Here is a 19,313-nt window from a genome sequence, read left to right on the forward strand (position 1 = left end):
ATCGTAATTTGTGACTCCCATAGGCGCCACTTACATGCGCCCGCCTATAGGCGCCCACCTACATGCGCCACTCATATCCGGGGGAGTCCATGCCGTACGCCGTCCGCGTCAGACGTGCCGTCCAGGAGACCGTCTCGGGGCTGCCCCGTGAGTTCTGGTGGCTGTGGACCAGCACGCTCGTCAACCGGCTCGGCGCATTCGTCGCCACCTTCATGGCGCTGTACCTGACGCTCGACCGCGGCTACTCCGCCACGTACGCCGGTCTGGTCGCCGCCCTGCACGGGCTCGGCGGTGTGATCTCCTCGCTGGGCGGCGGTGTGATGACCGACCGGCTGGGCCGGCGGCCGACGCTCCTCATCGCCCAGGCCTCGACCGCGGTGTCCGTCGCGCTCCTCGGGTTCGTGCGCGATCCGGTCGCGATCGCCGGAGTCGCCTTCCTCGTCGGCATGGCGAGCAACGCCTCCCGGCCGGCCGTGCAGGCGATGATGGCGGACATCGTGCGGCCCGAGGACCGTATCCGCGCCTTCTCCTTGAACTACTGGGCCATCAACCTCGGCTTCGCCGTGTCCTCCATGGCCGCGGGGTTCATCGCCGAGGTCAGCTATCGCGCCGGGTTCCTGATCGAGGCCGGTATGACGATGGCCTGCGCGATCCTCGTCTTCCTGAGGCTGCCGGAATCGAAACCGGCCGAGACGGTGAGCGCGAAGGCGGACCGGGACGACTCCGTCAGCCTCGGCACCGTGCTGCGCGACGGGCGCTTCATGAGCGTCGTCGGGCTGTCCTTCCTCGTCGCGCTGATCTTCCAGCAGGGGTCGGTGGGGCTGCCGGTGGCCATGGGTGAGGCCGGGTTCACGCCGGCCGAGTACGGCATGGCGATCGCCGTCAACGGCGTACTGATCGTCGTCCTGCAGATCCCTGTCACCCGGTTCATCGAGCACCGCGACCCCCGTCGGCTGCTCGTCCTCTCCTCGCTCCTCGCGGGGTACGGCTTCGGGCTCACCGCCTTCGCCGGATCGGTCGGGGCCTTCGCCCTCACAGTGTGCGTGTGGACGCTGGCCGAGATCGTCAACGCCCCGACGCAGACCGGCCTGGTCGTCCGGCTGTCCCCGCTGCACGGACGCGGCCGCTACCAGGGCATGTACACGATGTCCTGGTCCGTCGCCGCCCTCGTCGCCCCGCTGCTGTCCGGCTTCGTCATCGACCGGGTCGGGGCGGAGTGGCTGTGGGGGCTGTGCGCGGTGGTCGGGACGGTGGCCGGGCTGGGATACGGGGCGTTGATGCGGCGACTCCCGGAAGAGACGACGGAGGAGAAACAGGGGGAGCCCGCCCCGGAGGCCCTAGGGCAGGTCCCGGAGGGTTCCGCGTCCGGCCCCTGATGCCGTTCCGGGATGTTCCCGATGGTGGGCGGACACGGCGCTTGATGAGCTGTTTCCATGGCCCACCACGGACAGCAGAAGTCGTCACGCCTCCTCCTCACCGGCCTCGCCGGCATTGCCGGCCTTACCACGCTCGCCGTCGCCACCACCGCCCTGGCCGGCCCGTCCCATCCCCCTCCGCCCCGATTACCGGTGAAGGGCCACGCAACACACCAGAAAACCCAGGCCGTGCTGAACGAGATCGCCGCCCAGGGCACCCCCGGCGTCATCGCCCAGGTGCGCGACCGGCACGGCGTGTGGGACGGGCGGGCCGGTGTCCGAAAGCTCGGTTCCGAGCAGCCGCGGAGCACCCACGAGAGGTTCCGTATCGCCAGCGTGACCAAGACCTTCACCGCCACCGTGCTCCTGAAGCTTGAAGCCGAGGGGAAGCTGTCGCTGGACGACAGCGTGGCCAAGTGGCTGCCGGGTGTGGTGCACGGCAAGGGGCACGACAAGGGGCAGGGGAAGAGGCACGAGAAGAGGCACCAGAAGAGGTACCGGCCCGATCACATCACCGTGCGGCACCTGCTCAACCACACGAGCGGGATCTTCGACTACAACATGGACGCCGGCTTCCGGGCCACGTACGCGGGCGACGAGTTCGACCGGAACAGGCACGTCAGATGGTCCCCGGAAGACCTCGTGGACATCGCGCTCGCCCACCCGCCGAACTTCCAGCCGGAGCAGGGCAGCAGGCCCGGCCGCCCCGGCAAGTGGGACTACTCGGACACCAACTACGTCCTCGCCGGGATGGTCGTAGAGAAGGCCACCGGCCGCAGTTACGCGCACGAGGTCGAGCGCCTCGTCATACGGCCCCTCAACCTGCGCGGCACGAGCGTGCCGGGCATCTCGCCCCGACTGCCCTCACCCCACGCGCGGCACTACTCCACGCTCTTCGAGGACGGGCCGCGGGCGAAGGTGCGCGACGTCACCGAGTTCAGTCCCACGGTCGCCTTCTCCGCGGGGCAGATGATCTCGACCGTCGGCGATGTGAACACCTTCCTGTCCAGGCTGCTGGCCGGTGAGCTGCTGCCGCCCAAACAGCAGCGGCAGCTGCTCGACGCCGTCCCCGTCGACGGGGACAAGGGGCACGGCGGTCCGCAGGACGTCTACGGACTCGGCCTACGGCACTTCAAGCTGGCGGAGGGCTGCTGGGCCTGGGGCCACGGCGGCATGATCCCCGGCTCCGCGACCCGCACCCTCGCCTCGGCGGACGGCCGGCAGGTCATGACCATGAACCGCAACGGCGACTGGGGCGAGCAGCGACTGGAGGACGCCGCCGTCGAGACCGAGTTCTGCCGGAGTGTCCCCTGAGAACGGCGACCGGCCGCTCACCTCACCTCATCTCACTGAACCGACAGCGGCACCGGATGGATCTCGTCGGCCTTGTGCCCGGCGCGCTCGTGAATGCGCTGGATGGCTTCGGCCGAGGGCGCCTCGGAGAGGCAGTACACCAGGCCGGACTCCGGGTCCGCCCAGGCCGCCTCGAAGTGGACGCGCTCGTCCCCCTCTATGGCGAGGTCCGCGTTGTGGGCCTCGCGCAGTTGCTCTTCCGTAATGCCCTTCATGCTGTGGTGGACATCCATGAACTTCGCCATGGCCACGCGCCTCCTTCGATACGTACCTTCCACCTCCATGCTCCGCCTGTACGGACAGGGCGGCGACCCCGTGGCCGACGGTGATCAAAACGCCGTAGGGCCCCGGCAACCGCCGGAGCCCTACGGGTCGTACGAACCATGTGCCGGCGTCAGCCGCACTGGCAGGGGCTGCCCGACTGGCACCCGCAGCCGCAGCCCGAGCCGCAGCCGCACGCGGCGATCAGGGTCAGGTTCCTGATCTCGGCGGGCTGCTCGGTCTCGCGCTCCTGCGTGGGGTCGGGCGTGGTGCTGGGGGAATCGGCCATGGGTTCCTCCTCGAGGCTGGTGCCTGTGCCCATTGGATGCCCGTTCCGCTGGGCGCATCAACGGCGCACTGAGGCTTTGTGCACGCCCCGGCCGGTCCTCACCCGCCCCCAGAGGGGCCCCCACCCCTGGCCCACGCCCACTCCGCCGCGCTCAGGCGCTCTCCGCCTCCGTCGTCACCGCCTGGATCTCCGGCTGCACGTCCGTCTGGAGCTCGTCGGCGTGCTCGCCCGTCACCAGGTACACCACGCGCTTGGCGACCGAGACCGCGTGGTCGGCGAACCGCTCGTAGTAACGGCCCAGCAGCGTGACGTCCACGGCCGTCTCGATGCCGTGCTTCCAGCGGTCGTCCATCAGGTGCTGGAAGAGGGTGCGGTGCAGCAGGTCCATCTCGTCGTCGTCCTGCTCCAGCTGGAGCGCCAGGTCGACGTCCTTGGTGATGATCACCTCGGCGGCCTTGGCCATCAGGCGCTGGGCGAGCTGGCCCATCTCCAGGATGGTGGCGTGCAGGTCGCTCGGGACCGCGCGGTCCGGGTAGCGCAGGCGTGCGAGCTTCGCCACGTGCTGGGCGAGGTCGCCCGAGCGCTCCAGGTCGGCCGACATGCGCAGCGACGTGACGACGATGCGCAGGTCCGTCGCCACCGGCTGCTGCCGTGCCAGCAGGGCTATGGCCCGGGCCTCCAGGTCGTGCTGCAGCTCGTCGACCTTCTGGTCGGCCTCGATGACGTTCTCGGCCAGCTTCAGGTCGGAGTCGAGCATGGCGGTGGTGGCGCGCCCGATCGCCGATCCGACCAGCCGGGCCATTTCCACCAGACTGTCGCTGATCGAGTCCAGTTCCTCGTGGTACGCGTCCCGCATCAGGCTTCCCTCTCGTGCGTCTGTGTCGGGGGTTCATGGGCCGGGGCCCAGCGAACAGGCCGGGGCCCACCGAACGACCGGCGGTACGACCGTCGTATAACCAACGGTCCGAACCCCACGCTCCCACGTTCCGGCCTGTACGCGTCCGTTTCCGTCATCCCAAATGAACCAATACTGGCTCCAAGGTGAACTCTGGGCGACGAGTGTTCGAGGTCGCACTCCGACGGCTGTGGCCCGTGCCCGAGCCATGCCTAACCTGGGTGCATGGACGTGAACGCGGCAGTCGCCGCAGTGGCAGCGATCGCCGGAGTGCTCACCGGTGTCATCGCCATGCTGGCGTTCCGGTGGAGCGAGCGTGAGCAGAAGCGCCCCACGCGTACCTCCCTGCACACGGACCCGGTGCTTCCGCCGGGCGTGGACACCGTCCTGTCGGTCCTCAGGTCCTCCGCCGTCGTACTCGACGAGGCGGACGCCGTGGTCAAGGCGAGCTCGGCGGCGTACGCCCTCGGGCTGGTCCGCGGCGGCAAGCTCGCCGTCGAGCCGATGCTGCAGATGGCCCGGGACACCAGGCGCGACGGGGAGATACGCCAGGTGGAGCTGGACCTGCCGCGGCGCGGTACCGGACGCGGTGAGGCCCTTGCCGTCTCCGCGCGGGTCGCGCCGCTCGGCTCCCGGCTGGTGCTGCTGCTCGTCGAGGACCTCACCGAGGCCCGCCGGATCGAGGCGGTCCGGCGCGACTTCGTCGCCAACGTGAGCCACGAGCTGAAGACTCCGGTCGGTGCCCTCTCCCTGCTTTCCGAGGCCGTCATGGACGCCTCCGACGACCCCGAGGCCGTGGAGCGGTTCGCCGGGCGCATGCAGATCGAGGCCACCCGGCTGACCAGCCTGGTGCAGGAGCTCATCGACCTGTCGCGGGTGCAGAACGACGATCCGCTGGAGGACGCCGAGCCGGTCCGTGTCGACGAACTCGTCGCCGAGGCCATCGACCGCTGCCGGCACCAGGCCGGCGCCAAACAGATCAACATGGCCTCGAATGTGTGGGCGCCCGAAGGGCCCGATCAGGGTGGCGGCGGGCGACGGGCGGGCGATACCGCCGACCTGCGCGTATGGGGAAACCGCGGTCAGCTCGCCGCCGCGCTCGGCAACCTCGTCGAGAACGCGGTCAACTACTCGCCCGCCCGTACCCGCGTCGGCATAGCCGCCCGCAGGGTGAACGCGTCCGGCGGGGAGCACATCGAGATCGCCGTCACCGACCAGGGCATCGGCATCTCCGACAAGGACAAGGAGCGCATCTTCGAGCGCTTCTACCGCGTCGACCCCGCTCGCTCCCGTGCCACCGGCGGTACGGGACTGGGGCTGGCGATCGTGAAGCACGTGGCCGCCTCGCACGGCGGGGAGGTCTCCGTGTGGAGTGCCGAGAACCAGGGCTCCACCTTCACCCTGCGGCTGCCGGAGGCCGGTGCGGCCCGCGACCGCGCACATCAGCAGCCCGCCCGAGATGAACGCGCAGGAGGCGCGGGCCTCGACGAGGAGGCCGGGCGGTCCACCCCCACATCCCCCGAATCAACCGCGTACGAAACGCTTCCTGCCCCGGAGGTCCTTCCGTGACCCGAGTGCTCGTCGTCGAGGACGAGGAGTCCTTCTCCGACGCCCTGTCGTACATGCTCCGCAAGGAGGGCTTCGAGGTCGCGGTCGCGACCACGGGCCCCGACGGACTCGACGAGTTCGAGCGCAACGGCGCCGACCTCGTCCTCCTCGACCTGATGCTGCCCGGCCTGCCGGGCACCGAAGTCTGCCGCCAGCTGCGCGGCCGCTCCAACGTCCCCGTCATCATGGTGACCGCCAAGGACAGCGAGATCGACAAGGTCGTCGGCCTGGAGATAGGAGCCGATGACTATGTCACCAAGCCGTTCTCCTCGCGCGAGCTGGTCGCTCGTATCCGGGCCGTGCTGCGCCGCCGCGGCGAGCCCGAGGAGGTCACCCCGGCCGCGCTGGAGGCCGGCCCGGTCCGCATGGACGTCGACCGCCACGTGGTCACCGTCGGCGGCACCAAGGTCGACCTGCCGCTCAAGGAGTTCGACCTGCTGGAGATGCTGCTGCGCAACGCCGGGCGCGTCCTGACCCGCATGCAGCTCATCGACCGGGTCTGGGGTGCCGACTACGTCGGTGACACCAAGACCCTCGACGTCCACGTCAAGCGCCTGCGCGCCAAGATCGAGCCGGACCCGGGCGCCCCGCGCTACCTGGTGACGGTCCGCGGCCTCGGCTACAAGTTCGAGCCGTAAGCCGACGGCAGACGACGGAAACAGAAGGGGCGGGACCTCGAGGAGGTCCCGCCCCTTCTACGACTGCTACGGCCGGTCAGTGCCCGGCGCCCGCGCCGCCCGTCGCGCTCGCCGAAGCCGCGTCGGTCGGTGTGGCCGGCGACTCCTGACCACCCGGGGTCTCACCGCCGGCGGGGCTCTCCGTGCCGGCCGGCGAGCCCGACTCGCCCTCGGCCGGCGTACCCGACGGCGAACCGGACGGGGCCCCCGACGCGCCCGGCGCGGCCGGGACCTCCGTCGGGCCCCACTCGGTGAAGTAGTGCTTGGCGGGGACGACGAACGCGCGCAGGCTCACATCACCGGTCTTGCTGAAGGTGAAGGTGACCTTCTGGGCGTTGCCGTCCTGGACGGCCTCGCGGCTGCTCGGCAGGCTGGCGGTGGCGTTGTCCTTGCCGCCGAGGATCAGCGAGCCGCCGGCCGGGATGCTGAGGCTGCCTCCCTTGGCGGGCTTGAGCTCGGCGGTCTTGCCGGTGCCGGGGAGGGTGATGGACTCCAGCGTCTCGGCGGTCTTGCCGGAGTTGAAGAAGGTCGCGGAGATCGCGGCCGGGCCGGTCGACTCCAGGTCGGGCTGGGTGATCACCACGGCGTTCTGGATCTTGATGTCGCCGACGCTGGTCGCCGCGTTGTCCGGCTTGATCTCCAGTGTCTGGGCGTTGTTGCCGGCGCCGCACGCGGCGAGCGAGGCGATCGAGAACGCGACGGCGGCAGCGGCGAGGGCGCCACGTCGAAGGCTGCTGCTCACGGCGGCGGCAACTCCTTGACTCGAGCAGAGCGGCCGATAAAGCCGCCCTAAGTGTGTGTCAGCAGGCCTCAGGTTACCGAGCCGTTCCCGCACGGCCGCACCCGACCCCCCGGGACCTCTGATCGCACCTGCGTCACAACTGACTCCAGCATCACATGTGACTCCTGGGTCACATTGGCGGAGTGCTCGTCAGGCATTCACATAAGAGCCCCGGGCAGTACCGCAAGATTTCCGTGAAGGAATGCGCGGGCCACCTCGGAATTGATCACCGACGGCCCGCCCGGAGGCCTCGTGATCAATTTCGGATTCGACCGGAACCCGGCTCGGGCCTCCGAACGGAGTAGCGGAAGTCGATCATACGGAACGGGACATATCGGGATGTTCGGCCGTCTGGAGGGGGGTTCGGATACGTGTAACGTACGCGTTTCGCTCACCCCGGACAGCCGCTCCCACCTGCGAATACCTTCTTCCATCCCCTGGGCGAAGCACGTTCCTGTCGGACTTGTCAAGCCCCGAGATATGCCCTGACCTGCGAAAACGCCATTCAGAACCCGCAGTTTCCGTGTTACCCTGGATAGCCACGGAAGGGGTACCTGTCACATGACGTTCAAGGTTGGCGACACCGTGGTCTATCCCCATCACGGGGCCGCGCTGATCGAGGCTATCGAAACTCGCCAGATCAAAGGCGTGGACAAGACCTACTTGGTGCTGAAGGTCGCCCAGGGCGACCTGACGGTACGTGTGCCAGCGGACAATGCGGAGTTCGTCGGCGTGCGTGATGTGGTCGGTCAGGACGGGCTGGACCGGGTCTTCGAGGTGCTGCGCGCGCCGTACGCCGAGGAGCCCACGAACTGGTCCCGTCGATACAAGGCAAACCTGGAGAAGCTCGCCTCCGGCGATGTCATCAAGGTCGCGGAAGTGGTGCGTGACCTGTGGCGTCGTGAGCGCGAGCGCGGACTCTCCGCAGGCGAGAAGCGCATGCTCGCCAAGGCCCGCCAGATTCTGGTGAGCGAACTCGCCCTCGCGGAGAACACCAACGAGGACAAGGCCGAGGCCCTGCTCGACGAGGTACTCGCCTCCTGAGGCGAAGCCCGTCGCTCAGCACTCTGCTGATCAACGCTGCACATCGAAATGCCGCGGTGCCCGATGACGAATTTCCTGTCGCCGGGCGCTGCGGCATGTTCGTACTCGGATGCCGGTGCACCGTCACCCCCGGGATGTGTTATCACTCACGCCCCGGTTGCTTGGCGTGCCGGGCCCGGGCAGCCGGCTCGACCAGCGTCACGGAAGGGTCCGGTCGAGCGCGTCGCGCCCGGCACTCCTCCAGGCCATACCCACGCCAGGCCAGCACACAAACCTGACAGGAACCGATGTCTGACGAATCACGCCCTTCGCCGCCGGCCGCCCCCGCGGCAGCCCGTACGGCGGCAGTGATCCCGGCCGCCGGCCGCGGTGTACGGCTGGGCCCGGGCGCCCCCAAGGCGCTCCGCGCACTGAGCGGCACCCCCATGCTCATCCACGCGGTCCGCGCGCTGGCCGCCTCCCGTGCCGTCTCCCTGGTCGTCGTCGTGGCCCCGCCCGACGGTGCCGCCGAGGTCAGGTCGCTGCTCGACGCGTACGCGCTGCCCGAGCGGACGGACTTCCTCGTCGTCCCCGGCGGGCAGACCCGCCAGGAGTCCGTGAAGCTCGGCCTGGACGCGCTGCCGTCCGGCCACGACATCGTCCTGGTGCACGACGCGGCCCGCCCGCTGGTACCGGTGGACACCGTCGACGCCGTGATCGAGGCCGTACGGGACGGCGCCCCGGCCGTGGTCCCGGCGCTGCCGCTCGCCGACACCGTCAAGCAGGTCGAGCCCGCCCGGGCCCCGGGCGAGCCGGAGCCGGTCGTCGCCACGCCGGAGCGCGCGCTGCTGCGCGCGGTGCAGACCCCGCAGGGCTTCGACCGGGCCACGCTGGTCAGGGCGCACGAGACGGTGACCGGCGAGGTCACCGACGACGCCGGGATGGTCGAGCGGCTCGGCCTGACGGTCGTGGCCGTGCCCGGGCACGAGGAGGCCTTCAAGGTGACCCGGCCCCTGGACCTGGTCCTCGCGGAGGCGGTCCTGGCCCGCAGGAGGCTCAACGATGGCTTCTGACGAACCAGTGCTGCCCCAGGTCGGTATCGGCACCGACATCCACGCCTTCGAAGAGGGCCGCGAGCTGTGGTGCGCCGGCCTGAAGTGGGAGGGCCAGGGGCCGGGCCTCGCGGGCCACTCCGACGCGGACGTCGTCGCCCACGCCGCCTGCAACGCCCTCTTCTCCGCGGCGGGCCTGGGCGACCTCGGCCAGCACTTCGGCACGGGCCGGCCCGAGTGGTCCGGCGCGTCGGGGGTCGCCCTGCTGACGGAGGCGGCCCGCATCGTCCGCGAGTCCGGCTTCCGTATCGGCAACATCGCGGTGCAGGTCGTGGGCCCGAGGCCGAAGATCGGCAAGCGGCGGGACGAGGCGCAGAAGATCCTGTCGGAGGCGGCGGGAGCGCCGGTCTCCGTGTCGGGCGCGACCACGGACGGCCTCGGCTTCCCGGGACGCGACGAGGGCCTCATGGCGGTGGCAACGGCCCTGGTGGTGAAGCGGGGATGACTGGTCCGGCTATGAGGGGCGCGGGGCTGTGCCTGATGTGCGGCTCCGCCGCGTGGGCGCGACAAGCCCACCCACCCGCACCCGAGAACGGTGCCGTACATACCCCACGGCCTACTACCCTGGTGTCGTGACTATTCGCCTGTACGACACCAGCGCCCGGCAGATCCGTGACTTCACCCCGCTCCAGCCGGGTTGCGTCTCGATCTACCTGTGTGGTGCCACCGTGCAGGCCGCCCCGCACATCGGGCACATCCGGTCCGGGCTGAACTTCGACATCATGCGCCGCTGGTTCGAGTACCGCGGCTACGACGTCACGTTCGTACGGAACGTCACCGACATCGACGACAAGATCATCGCCAAGTCGGCCGACCAGAACCGCCCCTGGTGGGCCATCGGCTACGAGAACGAGCGCGCGTTCAACGACGGCTACCACGCCCTCGGCTGCCGGCCGCCGACCTACGAGCCGCGTGCCACGGGCCACATCACCGAGATGGTCGAGATGATGCGCGGCCTCATCGAGCGCGGACACGCCTACGAGGCCGACGGCAACGTCTACTTCGACGTGCGCTCCTTCCCGGGGTACCTGGAGCTGTCCAACCAGGAGCTGGACAACCTCCAGCAGCCGTCCGGCGCCGGCGAGACCGGCAAGCGCGACCCGCGTGACTTCGCCATGTGGAAAGCGGTGAAACCGGGGGAGCCCAGCTGGGAGACGCCCTGGGGCCGCGGCCGCCCGGGCTGGCACCTGGAGTGCTCGGCGATGGCGCACAAGTACCTCGGCGCCGCCTTCGACATCCACGGCGGCGGCCTCGACCTGGTCTTCCCGCACCACGAGAACGAGATCGCCCAGGCCAAGGCCTACGGCGACGAATTCGCGCGGTACTGGGTGCACAACGCCTGGGTCACCATGAGCGGCGAGAAGATGTCCAAGTCGCTCGGCAACTCGGTCCTGGTCAGCGAGATGGTCAAGCGCTGGCGGCCCATCGTGCTGCGCTACTACCTCGGCACCCCGCACTACCGCTCGATGATCGAGTACAGCGAGGAGGCGCTGCGCGAGGCCGAGTCGGCGTTCGCGCGGATCGAGGGCTTCGTGCAGCGCGTGGTGGAGAAGGCCGGCGTCGTCGAGCCCTCCGCCGAGGTGCCGCTCGCCTTCGCCGAGGCCATGGACGACGACCTGGGCGTGCCCCAGGCGCTGGCCGTGGTGCACACCACCGTCCGGCAGGGCAACAGCGCGCTGGCCGCCGACGACAAGGAAGCCGCCGTGGCCCGGCTCGCCGAGGTCCGCTCGATGCTCGGCGTCCTCGGCCTCGACCCGCTGGACCCCCAGTGGGCCGGGGAGGGTGACCGCGGCGAAGACCTGCACGGCGTGGTCGACACGCTCGTGCGCATGGTCCTCGACCAGCGGGAGGCCGCCCGGGCCCGCAAGGACTGGCCCACCGCGGACGCCATCCGCGACCAGCTGGGGCAGTCCGGTCTGGTCATCGAGGACGGTCCGCAGGGTCCGCGCTGGAGCCTCGGCCCCCGCTGAGACAAGGCCCACGGCTGATCGACTGTGCCGCCCGGGCCTCCGGGCGGCACACTGCAGAGACGTAACAGACGTACACAGACGTACGTACGAATCAACTTTCACGGAGACGGGTAGCTCATGGCCGCGAACAACCGCCGCATGTCCGGCAAGAAGGGCGCGCAGGTCGGCAGTGGCGGCAAGCGGCGCCGGGGCCTGGAAGGCAAGGGGCCGACGCCGCCCGCCGAGGCGCGTAAGGGGCACGCCAAGCAGCGCGCCGCCCAGGCCAAGTCGCGCCGCGCCCAGAGCCGCACCAAGGGCCCGCGCGCCAAGGGCACCTCCGAACTCGTCGTCGGGCGCAACTCCGTCGTCGAGGCGCTGCGCGAGGGCGTGCCGGCCTCCACGCTGTATGTGCAGCAGTTCATCGACAGCGACGAGCGGGTGCGCGAGGCCCTGCAACTCGCCGCCGAGCGCGGGGGCATCAACCTCATGGAGGCGCCGCGCCCCGAGCTCGACCGGATGACGAACGGGCTGAACCACCAGGGGCTGGTGCTCCAGGTCCCGCCGTACGAGTACGCCCACCCCGAGGACCTCGCCCGCGCCGCCGCCGACGAGGGCGTGGACCCGCTGATCGTCGCGCTCGACGGGGTGACCGACCCGCGCAACCTCGGCGCGGTCGTCCGGTCCGTCTCGGCCTTCGGCGGGCACGGCGTCGTCGTACCCGAGCGGCGGGCCGCCGGGATGACGGCGGGTGCCTGGAAGACGTCCGCCGGTGCGGCCGCCCGTACGCCCGTCGCCCGCGCCACCAACCTGACGCGCGCGCTGGAGGCGTACAAGAAGGCCGGCATCGTGGTCGTCGGCCTCGCCGCCGACGGTGAGGTCGAACTCGGCGAGCTGGAAGCCCTGGGCGGGCCCGTCGCCATCGTCGTCGGCAGCGAGGGCAAGGGGCTGGGCCGGCTGGTCGGCGAGACGTGCGACTACCGGGTGCGGATCCCCATGCCGGGCGGTACCGAGTCGCTCAACGCCGGTGTGGCGGCGGGGATCGTGCTGTACGAGGCGGCGCGCCGGCGTCGCTGAACAGGCATCCGGAACTTCACCCGTACGGGGTAATTCCGGAGGTGTCGGGGCGACAAGGGCAAGCTTGACGGGGTCCGGACAGATCCGGCCGGTCAAAGCAGTGTCCTATCGCGACGTCACTCGGTTAGATGAGTGTGGACACCAGAACACCCCGCACTCCCACGGGGGACCGCTCGTCTGGACTCGACGACGCTCCCGCGCTGAGCATGGTGAAGGTGCCGAGCGACCCGGCGCAGGTCATCGTCAATCACGCGAGTTTCCGCGTGCAGTTGGGCGTCTCGACGCGTCGCGTCCAGTCCCCACGGGTCGCACGGCACCTGACCGCCAGCGAGGACACCGCCCGCATCCCCGTCGCCACCGCCGGGGGCGGGACGGACGGGGCCACCGCCCGCCGCCGGCCCGTCGTCTGGAGCGGCAGATCCGCGCCCGACGACACCGGCGCCCACCGGCTCCTCCAGGCCGTGCGGCACGAAAGCATCCGCCACACCGAGGAGCCCGCCTCAGACGCCGGAGCCACCCAGGTCATCTCCCGCCCGGCCACCGGCCACGGGAACACGGGCTACGGCGGCACCGGATACCAGGGCGACGGCTACGGCACCGGATACCAGGACGACCTCGACCAGACGGTGGAGACACCCGTCGTCGGCCCCCAGCGCACCCACTCCGACGGCACCCGGCTGCTGCCCCCCATGCGCACCGCCGGCAGCGCCTACGACGAACCCGCCTACGCGGAAGAGGACTTCGAGGACCTCACCGCCGACGCGGAGGAGACCGGGCGGGCCTCCCGGCGCCACGGCGAGGACCCGGCGCGGCACGCCTACTATCCGGGCCGCCGGATGAACCTCGGCGTCGTCCTGCTCCCGCTGCGCGTGTTCCTCGGCTTCATCTCCATCTACGCCGGCATGGGCAAGCTGTGCGACCCCGTCTACTTCGACGGCGGCAAGCGCGGCTCCATGGTCACGTGGCTCAACACCCTGCACCCCTGGGAAGTCGCCGAGCCCCTGCGCCAGTTCGCCCTGCAGCACCCGGTCGGCTCCGGGCTGGTCATCGCCTTCGCCCAGGTCATCGTCGGTGTCCTGACGGTCCTGGGCTGCTGGCAGCGCGTCGCCGCCGCCTTCGGCGCCCTGCTCTCGGCCGCGCTGCTCGTCACCGTCAGCTGGAAGAGCGTCCCCGCCTACGAGACCCCCGACATCATCTACCTCGCCGCCTGGTCCCCGCTGATCATCGCCGGCGCCCCCGTCTACTCCGTCGACGGCCGGCTGGCCGGCAGCGCCTGGCGCCGCCTCGGGCCCCGCGCCGACATCTGGGACCTGCGCAGCTACGTGCTGCGCCGCGGCGCCCTCGTCACCGCCATCACCGCCGGACTCACCCTGCTCGTCGGCTCGCTGCTCGGTGGCGCCGTCCGCGACGCCGACCGGGTCGTCGTTCCCGGCCCCGGCGAGGCCCCGCGCAACGAGCTGCCGGGCTCCCCGCTCCCGGGCGAACCCGGCAAGCGGCAGGAAAAGAGGACCCCGTCGGCCTCCACGTCGCCCACCCAGGGCGCCACGGCCGGCTCTGCCAGCCCCAGCGCGGGCACCACGACCCGGCCGGACGCCACCCGGGGCAGCGGCACCGTCACCGGCGGTTCGCCCAGCCAGACCCAGGGCAGCGCGGGCCAGGCCCCGCCCCGGCAGTCCTCCCCGGCCGACCAGGCACCGAGCACGACCTCCGGCCCCACGTCCGGCGGCTCCGCGACGGGCGGCTCCGGTTCGACCGGCGGCACCGGCGACGGCTCCTCCTCGGGCCAGCCGGGCCTGGTGGGCGGCTTGCTGGGCTAGCCGGCCACCGAAGCAGGAGACAGGAGAGGGCCCCTCACCGTCACGGTGAGGGGCCCTCTCCTGTCTCCTGGGCGCGTTCTCAACGGCCCGTAGCGGCCAGCTCCTTCGCCGCCTCCGTCAGGTCCTTCGCCGTGTCGATGGCACGCCAGTAGGACCCCTGGGGGATCGTGAACCCGGCCAGACGCTGCTCCCGGGCCAGGCGAGGGAACGTCGTACGCTCATGGTCCCCCCGCTGCGGCAGCAGATCCGCGAACTCGGGGGAGAAGACGTAGACACCCGCGTTGATCTCGAAGGTCGACGGCGGGGCCTCGATGAAGTCGGTGATGTGGCCAAAGCCGTCCGTCTTCACCGCGCCCCACGGCAGGCGGGGCCGGGCCAGGGCGAGCGTCGCGATCGCGTCCCGCTCGGCGTGGAAGTCCGCCATGTCACGCAGCGAGAACCGGGTCCAGATGTCGCCGTTCGTCGCGTACCAGGGCTGGTCCGGGTGGGGAAGACGATCCGCGGCGTACTTTAGGCCGCCGCCGCGGCCGAGGGGCTCCGACTCCACGACCGTGGTGACGGAGACGGGCAGATCGGCCGTGTCCAGCCACGTCTGCAGGACCTCGGCGAGGTGGCCGCAGGAGACCACCACGTCCGTCACGCCCTCCTCGGCGAGCCAGGACAGCTGATGGCCGATGATCGGCGTCCCCGTCCCGGGGATCTCGACCATCGGCTTGGGCCGGTCGTCGGTGTACGGACGCAGCCGGGAGCCCTGGCCGCCGGCCAGAACGACGGCTTGAACGGGGCGGGACGCGGCGCTCGGATCGGTCATGAGACCGAACTGTACGGGGCGTCCCGCCCGGGGAATGCGGCGGACGAGGGGTTCCCACGCCTGCCGTTATCGACTTCCCACCCGTTGGCAGGGCGGTGTGCTCAGCTGTGCGCGGCGGCGACGCCTGTGGCGAAGGCGGTGTCGCAGACCGGGCGGGCGTAGGACTGGGCGCGCGTCGGGCCGTAGACCCGGACGGCGGCCTGGCCGAGGGCGCGGGCGAGGGAGGCGCAGTGCCGGGCCAGCGACGGGCGGTCGTGGACGGCCTGCTGGAGGTGGGTGAGGGCGACGCCCGGGTTCTCCTCCTGCAGTTCGGTCAGCAGCTTGTCGCGCAGGACGTCCTGCGGGGCACGCTTGGCGGCACGCGAGGTGCCGGCGGACGTGGCGGTGTCCGCTGCGGTGAGCACCGGGTCGGAGGAGCCCCCCGACCAGTTGACTCGGCTCACCGCGAGGGTCCCGGAGAGCACCAGGACGACGGGCAGGACGAAAGCGAGGGTGCGGCCGATTCGCCGGGCGGGGCCCCGGCCGCGTCGCGTCTGTTTGGTAATGGAGTGCTTCACGCGTGTGAGGGTAGCGCGGGGTAATGGTTTGTAGACATTTAGTCACCGGTTCGGGGGATGAGAGAGGGCCCTCTTTTGGGTAAGGGGTTGACGCACACTGCTCGAAACGTCCGGTCTGCCGGGGTATTTGTCGACAACGAGAAAGGCCCCGCAGCGCTCTGCGGGGCCTTCTTCGTCAACCTGGGTGAATTACCCGGGGTTGGGTGTTTGTGGTTGCCGTCAGTCGGACAGGCGCGCGCCGGTCGACGTCGAGAACACGTGGGTCTCGCCGGAGCGGGGCACGATGTGCAGCTGGCTGCCCTTCTCCGGGACGTCACGGCCGCTGACGCGGACGACGAGGTCCTTGGAGTCGTCGCCGACCTTCGCGGTGCCGTAGACGTAGGCGTCGGCGCCGAGCTCCTCGACGACGTTCACGGTGACCGCGAGGCCCTGCTCGGCGTCCGACACCTCGAAGTGCTCGGGGCGCACGCCGACGGTGACGGTCTTGTCGGTGGCGGCGGCGATCGCGTCGCGCTGCACCGGCACGACCGACTTGCCGAACTTCACGCCGCCGTCGGTGATCGGCACCTCGACCAGGTTCATCGCGGGGGAGCCGATGAAGCCGGCCACGAAGAGGTTGGCGGGCCTGTCGTACATGTTGCGCGGGGTGTCGATCTGCTGGAGCAGACCGTCCTTGAGGACCGCCACCCGGTCGCCCATCGTCATGGCCTCGACCTGGTCGTGGGTGACGTAGACGGTGGTGATGCCGAGGCGGCGCTGCAGGCTCGCGATCTGCGTACGGGTGCTGACACGGAGCTTGGCGTCCAGGTTGGACAGCGGCTCGTCCATGAGGAACACCTGCGGCTCACGCACGATGGCGCGGCCCATGGCGACACGCTGGCGCTGACCGCCGGAGAGCGCCTTCGGCTTGCGGTCCAGGTAGTCGGTGAGGTCGAGGATCTTCGCGGCCTCCTCGACCTTCTGCCGGATCTCCGCCTTGTTGACGCCGGCGATCTTGAGCGCGAAGCCCATGTTGTCGGCGACGGTCATGTGCGGGTAGAGCGCGTAGTTCTGGAACACCATGGCGATGTCCCGGTCCTTCGGCGGCAGGTGGGTGACGTCGCGGTCGCCGATGCGGATGGCGCCGGCGTTGACGTCCTCGAGCCCCGCGAGCATGCGGAGCGAGGTGGACTTGCCGCAGCCGGACGGGCCGACGAGGACGAGGAACTCGCCGTCCTCGATGTCGATCTCCAGCGCGTCAACAGCGGGCTTGTCGGTGCCCGGGTAGATCCGGGTCGCCTTGTCGAACGAGACAGTGGCCATGATGAGTGAACCCCTTCTACCGGCAGGAACGTGCCGGACGATCCGAGTAGGAAGGCGGTGCCACGACGGGTGTTCCGTTGTGGTGTAGTCCACGCGTGTGAACTGGCTCAGGACCGTACCTGGCGTTCACCTGGTCTGTCAGTACCTCCGGGCCTGTGAACTTCGCGGAAATTTTCGACGGGGCCCCTCGGGGACCTGGGTACACTGCTCGGGCACGTGCGGGTGCACACCCGTACGAGCCTCCTTAGCTCAGCTGGCCAGAGCAACGCACTTGTAATGCGTAGGTCGTCGGTTCGAATCCGACAGGGGGCTCTTCACCGCCCAGGCCGGACCTCTCCGGGCCTGGGCTTTTTTCTGTTCTGCACGTCGTTCAGCGCATCGGTGCTGTCCACCCACTGGTCGATCGCGCCGGTGTCCGGCAGGGCGCGCAGGTCCGGGTCTGTGATGCGGGCGCGCAGGGCCGCGGTGAAGCGTTCCGCGTGGAGGACCCGGAAGGGGCGGCGGTGGTAGGGCCGGGTGGTGGGGTCGAGCGGGGGCGTCAGCGCGAGGGTGTTGTGGTGGGTGGCGAGGGCTTCGCAGGCGCGTGCCAGGTGGCGTTCGCGGGTGTGCCAGTCCCCGGCGGTGAGGGCCGCGGCCAGGGTGGGGGTGAGGTCCCGGCCCTGCGGGGTTTCGGCGAAGGCGGTGCCCAGCCACTTGCTGTACGGGGGGTAGCGGCGGTTCATCAGGAGGGACAGGCGCATCAGGTCGCGGACCAGGCGGGCGGCGACGACCGCGGAGCCGAGGTCGTCGCCCACCTCGCCGCAGCGGCCTACGAAGGCCTCCTCCTGGGAGATGCGTTTCCACTGGCAGGCCAGGACGTACAGCCAGACGTCGTGCGGGTACCAGCGGAGGGCTGTGCGGGCCGGGGCGAGCCGGCCCAGGCCGTCGTGGAACACCGCGCCCGCGGTGATCTCGGCCAGGCACTGGGTGGGGGTGGCCAGCCAGTCCGTGGTGGTGACGGTCCCGGTCGGGTCGAAGCCGAGGTGGGCGGTGAACCAGGTGCCCGGGTCCGAGACGTCGACTCGGTGGTGGACCGGTCCGTCGGTCCTGGCCATGACGCGGATGTCGGTGCCCGGGTCTTCGCCGGTGAGGGCGAAGTGGGTGGGGTGGCCGAGGAAGGTCTTGGGGAGGCGGTGGGAAAGGAGGGCGGTGAGTGGGGGGCCGTGGCGGTCGGCGTCCTGGGGGCGTAGGAAGAGCTGGAGGCGTGGGCCCCACTCGTGGTCGGCCGAGCGTGGGGTGTCGTAGCCGAGGACCTCGGAGCCGCTGCCGAGGCGGGCGGCGGAGTGGGGGATACCGGGGAGGGCCTCGTCCAGGAGGGGGCGTACGGCTTCGGTGTAGAAGCGGCGGGAGAGTTCCAGGCCGGGCAGGAACGACGGCATCGGTCAGTTGCCGTGGCTGCGGAGGCGGCGGGCGATTTCAAGTTGGGTGTCGTCGAGGGGGCGGTCGTCCTCGATGTCCCACAGGGTGTTCTGGAGGAGGCGGCCTAGGGTCCAGGCTCGGGCTCGGGGGCGGTCCAGGGCGAGGATGTCGGTCATGGCGTCGAAGCGCCAGAGGATGTCGTCGGGGTCGTAGCGGTTGTCGAGGGCCGGCCACAGTTCGAAGCCGGGGTCGCCGGCCAGGGGCTTGGGGTCGATCGCCAGCCAGGGGGCGCGGTCGGACGCGAGGACGTTCTCGTCGTGGAGGTCCCAGTGCAGGAGGCGGTCGCCCGGTTCGCCGACGACCTCGCGTACGGCGGCCGCGCAGTCGGCGACCAGGCGGCGGGCCTCGGGGTCGGGGATGCGGCCCAGGGCCCACGGGGTCCGGTCGAGCATGGCCCGGGCGATGTCGCCGAGGCGGCGCAGGCCGGGCGGGGCGGGGAAGGAGGTCAGGTGGGCGAGGAGCTCAGCGATCGTGACGACGGCCTGGTGGGTGTCCGGCACGTGGGACAGCATGCGGGTCTCGTCCAGGCGTTCCAGCAGCATGGTGCCGGTGGGCTCGTCGTGGTCGAGTAGGCGGACGGCTCCGTCGCCGTTCCAGGCGCGCAGCGCCACCGGTTCGCCTTCGCTCCCCTCGTCGAGGATCTGGAGCTTGAGGACCGCGGGGGTGCCGTCGGGGCGGAGGACGGGCAGGACCAGGGCGGACACGCCGTGCATGGGGGTTCCGTCGGGTTTCAGTTCCCAGCGGTCGAGGAAGCGGGCCGTCCGCTCCGGCAGTCCGGTGATGAAGGCGCGGCCCGCTTCGCCGTTGAACTTCTCCTGTGATGCCGCCAGTTCGCGTGGAATGTCGATCACTCTCGGCACGGTAGTGGGGGGTGCCGGGTGGGGCATGTGAATTTGGGGCGGGCCGGGGTGGGGCGAGGCGGGCTGGGGAG

The 19,313-nt window shown here is 70.6% G+C and carries 19 protein-coding genes and 1 tRNA gene; 11 read left to right on the plus strand and 9 right to left on the minus strand.

Annotation, left to right across the window (positions count from 1 at the left end; genetic code table 11):
• Positions 1-89: 89 nt before the first annotated feature.
• Both OG542_RS22140 and OG542_RS22145 read left to right on the plus strand, forming a co-directional pair.
• On the plus strand, positions 90-1,376 hold the full coding sequence (locus tag OG542_RS22140) for an MDR family MFS transporter (RefSeq protein WP_328413238.1): 1,287 nt from the start codon (positions 90-92) through the stop codon (positions 1,374-1,376).
• Positions 1,377-1,433: 57 nt separating this feature from the next.
• Complete coding sequence (locus OG542_RS22145) at positions 1,434-2,729, plus strand: serine hydrolase domain-containing protein (RefSeq protein WP_328413240.1); 1,296 nt, start codon at positions 1,434-1,436, stop codon at positions 2,727-2,729.
• A gap of 32 nt (positions 2,730-2,761) precedes the next feature.
• Here the strand turns inward: OG542_RS22145 and OG542_RS22150 are convergent, their stop codons facing one another.
• The 3 genes from OG542_RS22150 to phoU form a co-directional block, all read right to left on the minus strand.
• Complete coding sequence (locus OG542_RS22150) at positions 2,762-3,013, minus strand: SCO4226 family nickel-binding protein (RefSeq protein ID WP_193479694.1); 252 nt, start codon at positions 3,011-3,013, stop codon at positions 2,762-2,764.
• Between the two features lie 149 nt (positions 3,014-3,162).
• Positions 3,163-3,318, minus strand: a complete 156-nt coding sequence (locus OG542_RS22155) for a hypothetical protein (protein ID WP_184599362.1) — start codon at positions 3,316-3,318, stop codon at positions 3,163-3,165.
• A gap of 151 nt (positions 3,319-3,469) precedes the next feature.
• Entirely contained in the window at positions 3,470-4,174 is a 705-nt protein-coding gene (phoU, locus tag OG542_RS22160) for a phosphate signaling complex protein PhoU (RefSeq protein ID WP_311126391.1), read from the minus strand.
• A gap of 264 nt (positions 4,175-4,438) precedes the next feature.
• Here phoU and OG542_RS22165 point away from each other — a divergent pair, with 264 nt between their 5' ends.
• Together OG542_RS22165 and OG542_RS22170 are read left to right on the plus strand one after the other, a co-directional pair.
• Positions 4,439-5,782, plus strand: a complete 1,344-nt coding sequence (locus OG542_RS22165) for a sensor histidine kinase (protein ID WP_311126390.1) — start codon at positions 4,439-4,441, stop codon at positions 5,780-5,782.
• Entirely contained in the window at positions 5,779-6,459 is a 681-nt protein-coding gene (locus OG542_RS22170; protein WP_004929857.1) for a response regulator transcription factor, read from the plus strand. Before OG542_RS22165 ends, OG542_RS22170 begins: the two co-directional genes overlap by 4 nt.
• Positions 6,460-6,535: 76 nt before the next feature.
• Here OG542_RS22170 and OG542_RS22175 read toward each other — a convergent pair whose 3' ends face one another.
• On the minus strand, positions 6,536-7,240 hold the full coding sequence (locus OG542_RS22175; protein ID WP_328413243.1) for a DUF461 domain-containing protein: 705 nt from the start codon (positions 7,238-7,240) through the stop codon (positions 6,536-6,538).
• A gap of 600 nt (positions 7,241-7,840) precedes the next feature.
• On the opposite strand from OG542_RS22175, the gene OG542_RS22180 reads away from it, so the two are divergent.
• The 6 genes from OG542_RS22180 (at position 7,841) to OG542_RS22205 (ending at position 14,254) form a co-directional block, all read left to right on the plus strand.
• Positions 7,841-8,323 (plus strand): CarD family transcriptional regulator, encoded by a 483-nt coding sequence (locus OG542_RS22180; protein ID WP_003953493.1) that lies wholly within the window; start codon positions 7,841-7,843, stop codon positions 8,321-8,323.
• 287 nt (positions 8,324-8,610) lie between these two features.
• Positions 8,611-9,375, plus strand: coding sequence for a 2-C-methyl-D-erythritol 4-phosphate cytidylyltransferase (gene ispD / locus OG542_RS22185; protein ID WP_311126388.1), 765 nt, complete (start codon positions 8,611-8,613; stop codon positions 9,373-9,375).
• Positions 9,365-9,859, plus strand: coding sequence for a 2-C-methyl-D-erythritol 2,4-cyclodiphosphate synthase (gene ispF / locus OG542_RS22190; protein WP_311126387.1), 495 nt, complete (start codon positions 9,365-9,367; stop codon positions 9,857-9,859). The genes ispD and ispF overlap by 11 nt, the downstream gene beginning before the upstream one ends.
• Before the next feature lie 127 nt (positions 9,860-9,986).
• Complete coding sequence (gene cysS / locus OG542_RS22195) at positions 9,987-11,384, plus strand: cysteine--tRNA ligase (protein ID WP_328413246.1); 1,398 nt, start codon at positions 9,987-9,989, stop codon at positions 11,382-11,384.
• Positions 11,385-11,501: 117 nt separating this feature from the next.
• Entirely contained in the window at positions 11,502-12,437 is a 936-nt protein-coding gene (rlmB, locus tag OG542_RS22200; RefSeq protein WP_311126386.1) for a 23S rRNA (guanosine(2251)-2'-O)-methyltransferase RlmB, read from the plus strand.
• A gap of 128 nt (positions 12,438-12,565) precedes the next feature.
• Positions 12,566-14,254, plus strand: a complete 1,689-nt coding sequence (locus tag OG542_RS22205) for a DoxX family protein (RefSeq protein WP_328413248.1) — start codon at positions 12,566-12,568, stop codon at positions 14,252-14,254.
• 79 nt (positions 14,255-14,333) lie between these two features.
• On the opposite strand, the gene OG542_RS22210 is transcribed toward OG542_RS22205, so the two are convergent.
• The 3 genes from OG542_RS22210 to OG542_RS22220 form a co-directional block, all read right to left on the minus strand.
• Positions 14,334-15,065: a nucleotidyltransferase family protein gene (locus OG542_RS22210; protein WP_311126384.1), complete on the minus strand. Its 732-nt coding sequence runs from the start codon at positions 15,063-15,065 to the stop codon at positions 14,334-14,336.
• Positions 15,066-15,166: 101 nt separating this feature from the next.
• Positions 15,167-15,622 (minus strand): hypothetical protein, encoded by a 456-nt coding sequence (locus OG542_RS22215; RefSeq protein WP_328413250.1) that lies wholly within the window; start codon positions 15,620-15,622, stop codon positions 15,167-15,169.
• A gap of 219 nt (positions 15,623-15,841) precedes the next feature.
• The gene (locus tag OG542_RS22220; protein ID WP_328413252.1) at positions 15,842-16,924 is read right to left on the minus strand and encodes an ABC transporter ATP-binding protein; all 1,083 of its coding nucleotides are present in this window, start codon (positions 16,922-16,924) and stop codon (positions 15,842-15,844) included.
• A 238-nt stretch (positions 16,925-17,162) separates the two neighbouring features.
• Here OG542_RS22220 and OG542_RS22225 point away from each other — a divergent pair.
• Positions 17,163-17,236: transfer RNA gene (locus OG542_RS22225), tRNA-Thr, on the plus strand.
• 2 nt (positions 17,237-17,238) lie between these two features.
• Here the strand turns inward: OG542_RS22225 and OG542_RS22230 are convergent.
• A complete protein-coding gene (locus OG542_RS22230; RefSeq protein WP_328413254.1) occupies positions 17,239-18,342 on the minus strand; it encodes a DUF4037 domain-containing protein in 1,104 nt (367 codons plus the stop codon).
• 3 nt (positions 18,343-18,345) lie between these two features.
• Positions 18,346-19,269, minus strand: coding sequence for an aminoglycoside phosphotransferase family protein (locus tag OG542_RS22235; protein ID WP_408057779.1), 924 nt, complete (start codon positions 19,267-19,269; stop codon positions 18,346-18,348).
• Between the last annotated feature and the right edge of the window lie 44 nt (positions 19,270-19,313).

The sequence above is a fragment of the Streptomyces violaceus genome (genome assembly GCF_036014075.1).
GTDB lineage: Bacteria > Actinomycetota > Actinomycetes > Streptomycetales > Streptomycetaceae > Streptomyces > Streptomyces violaceus.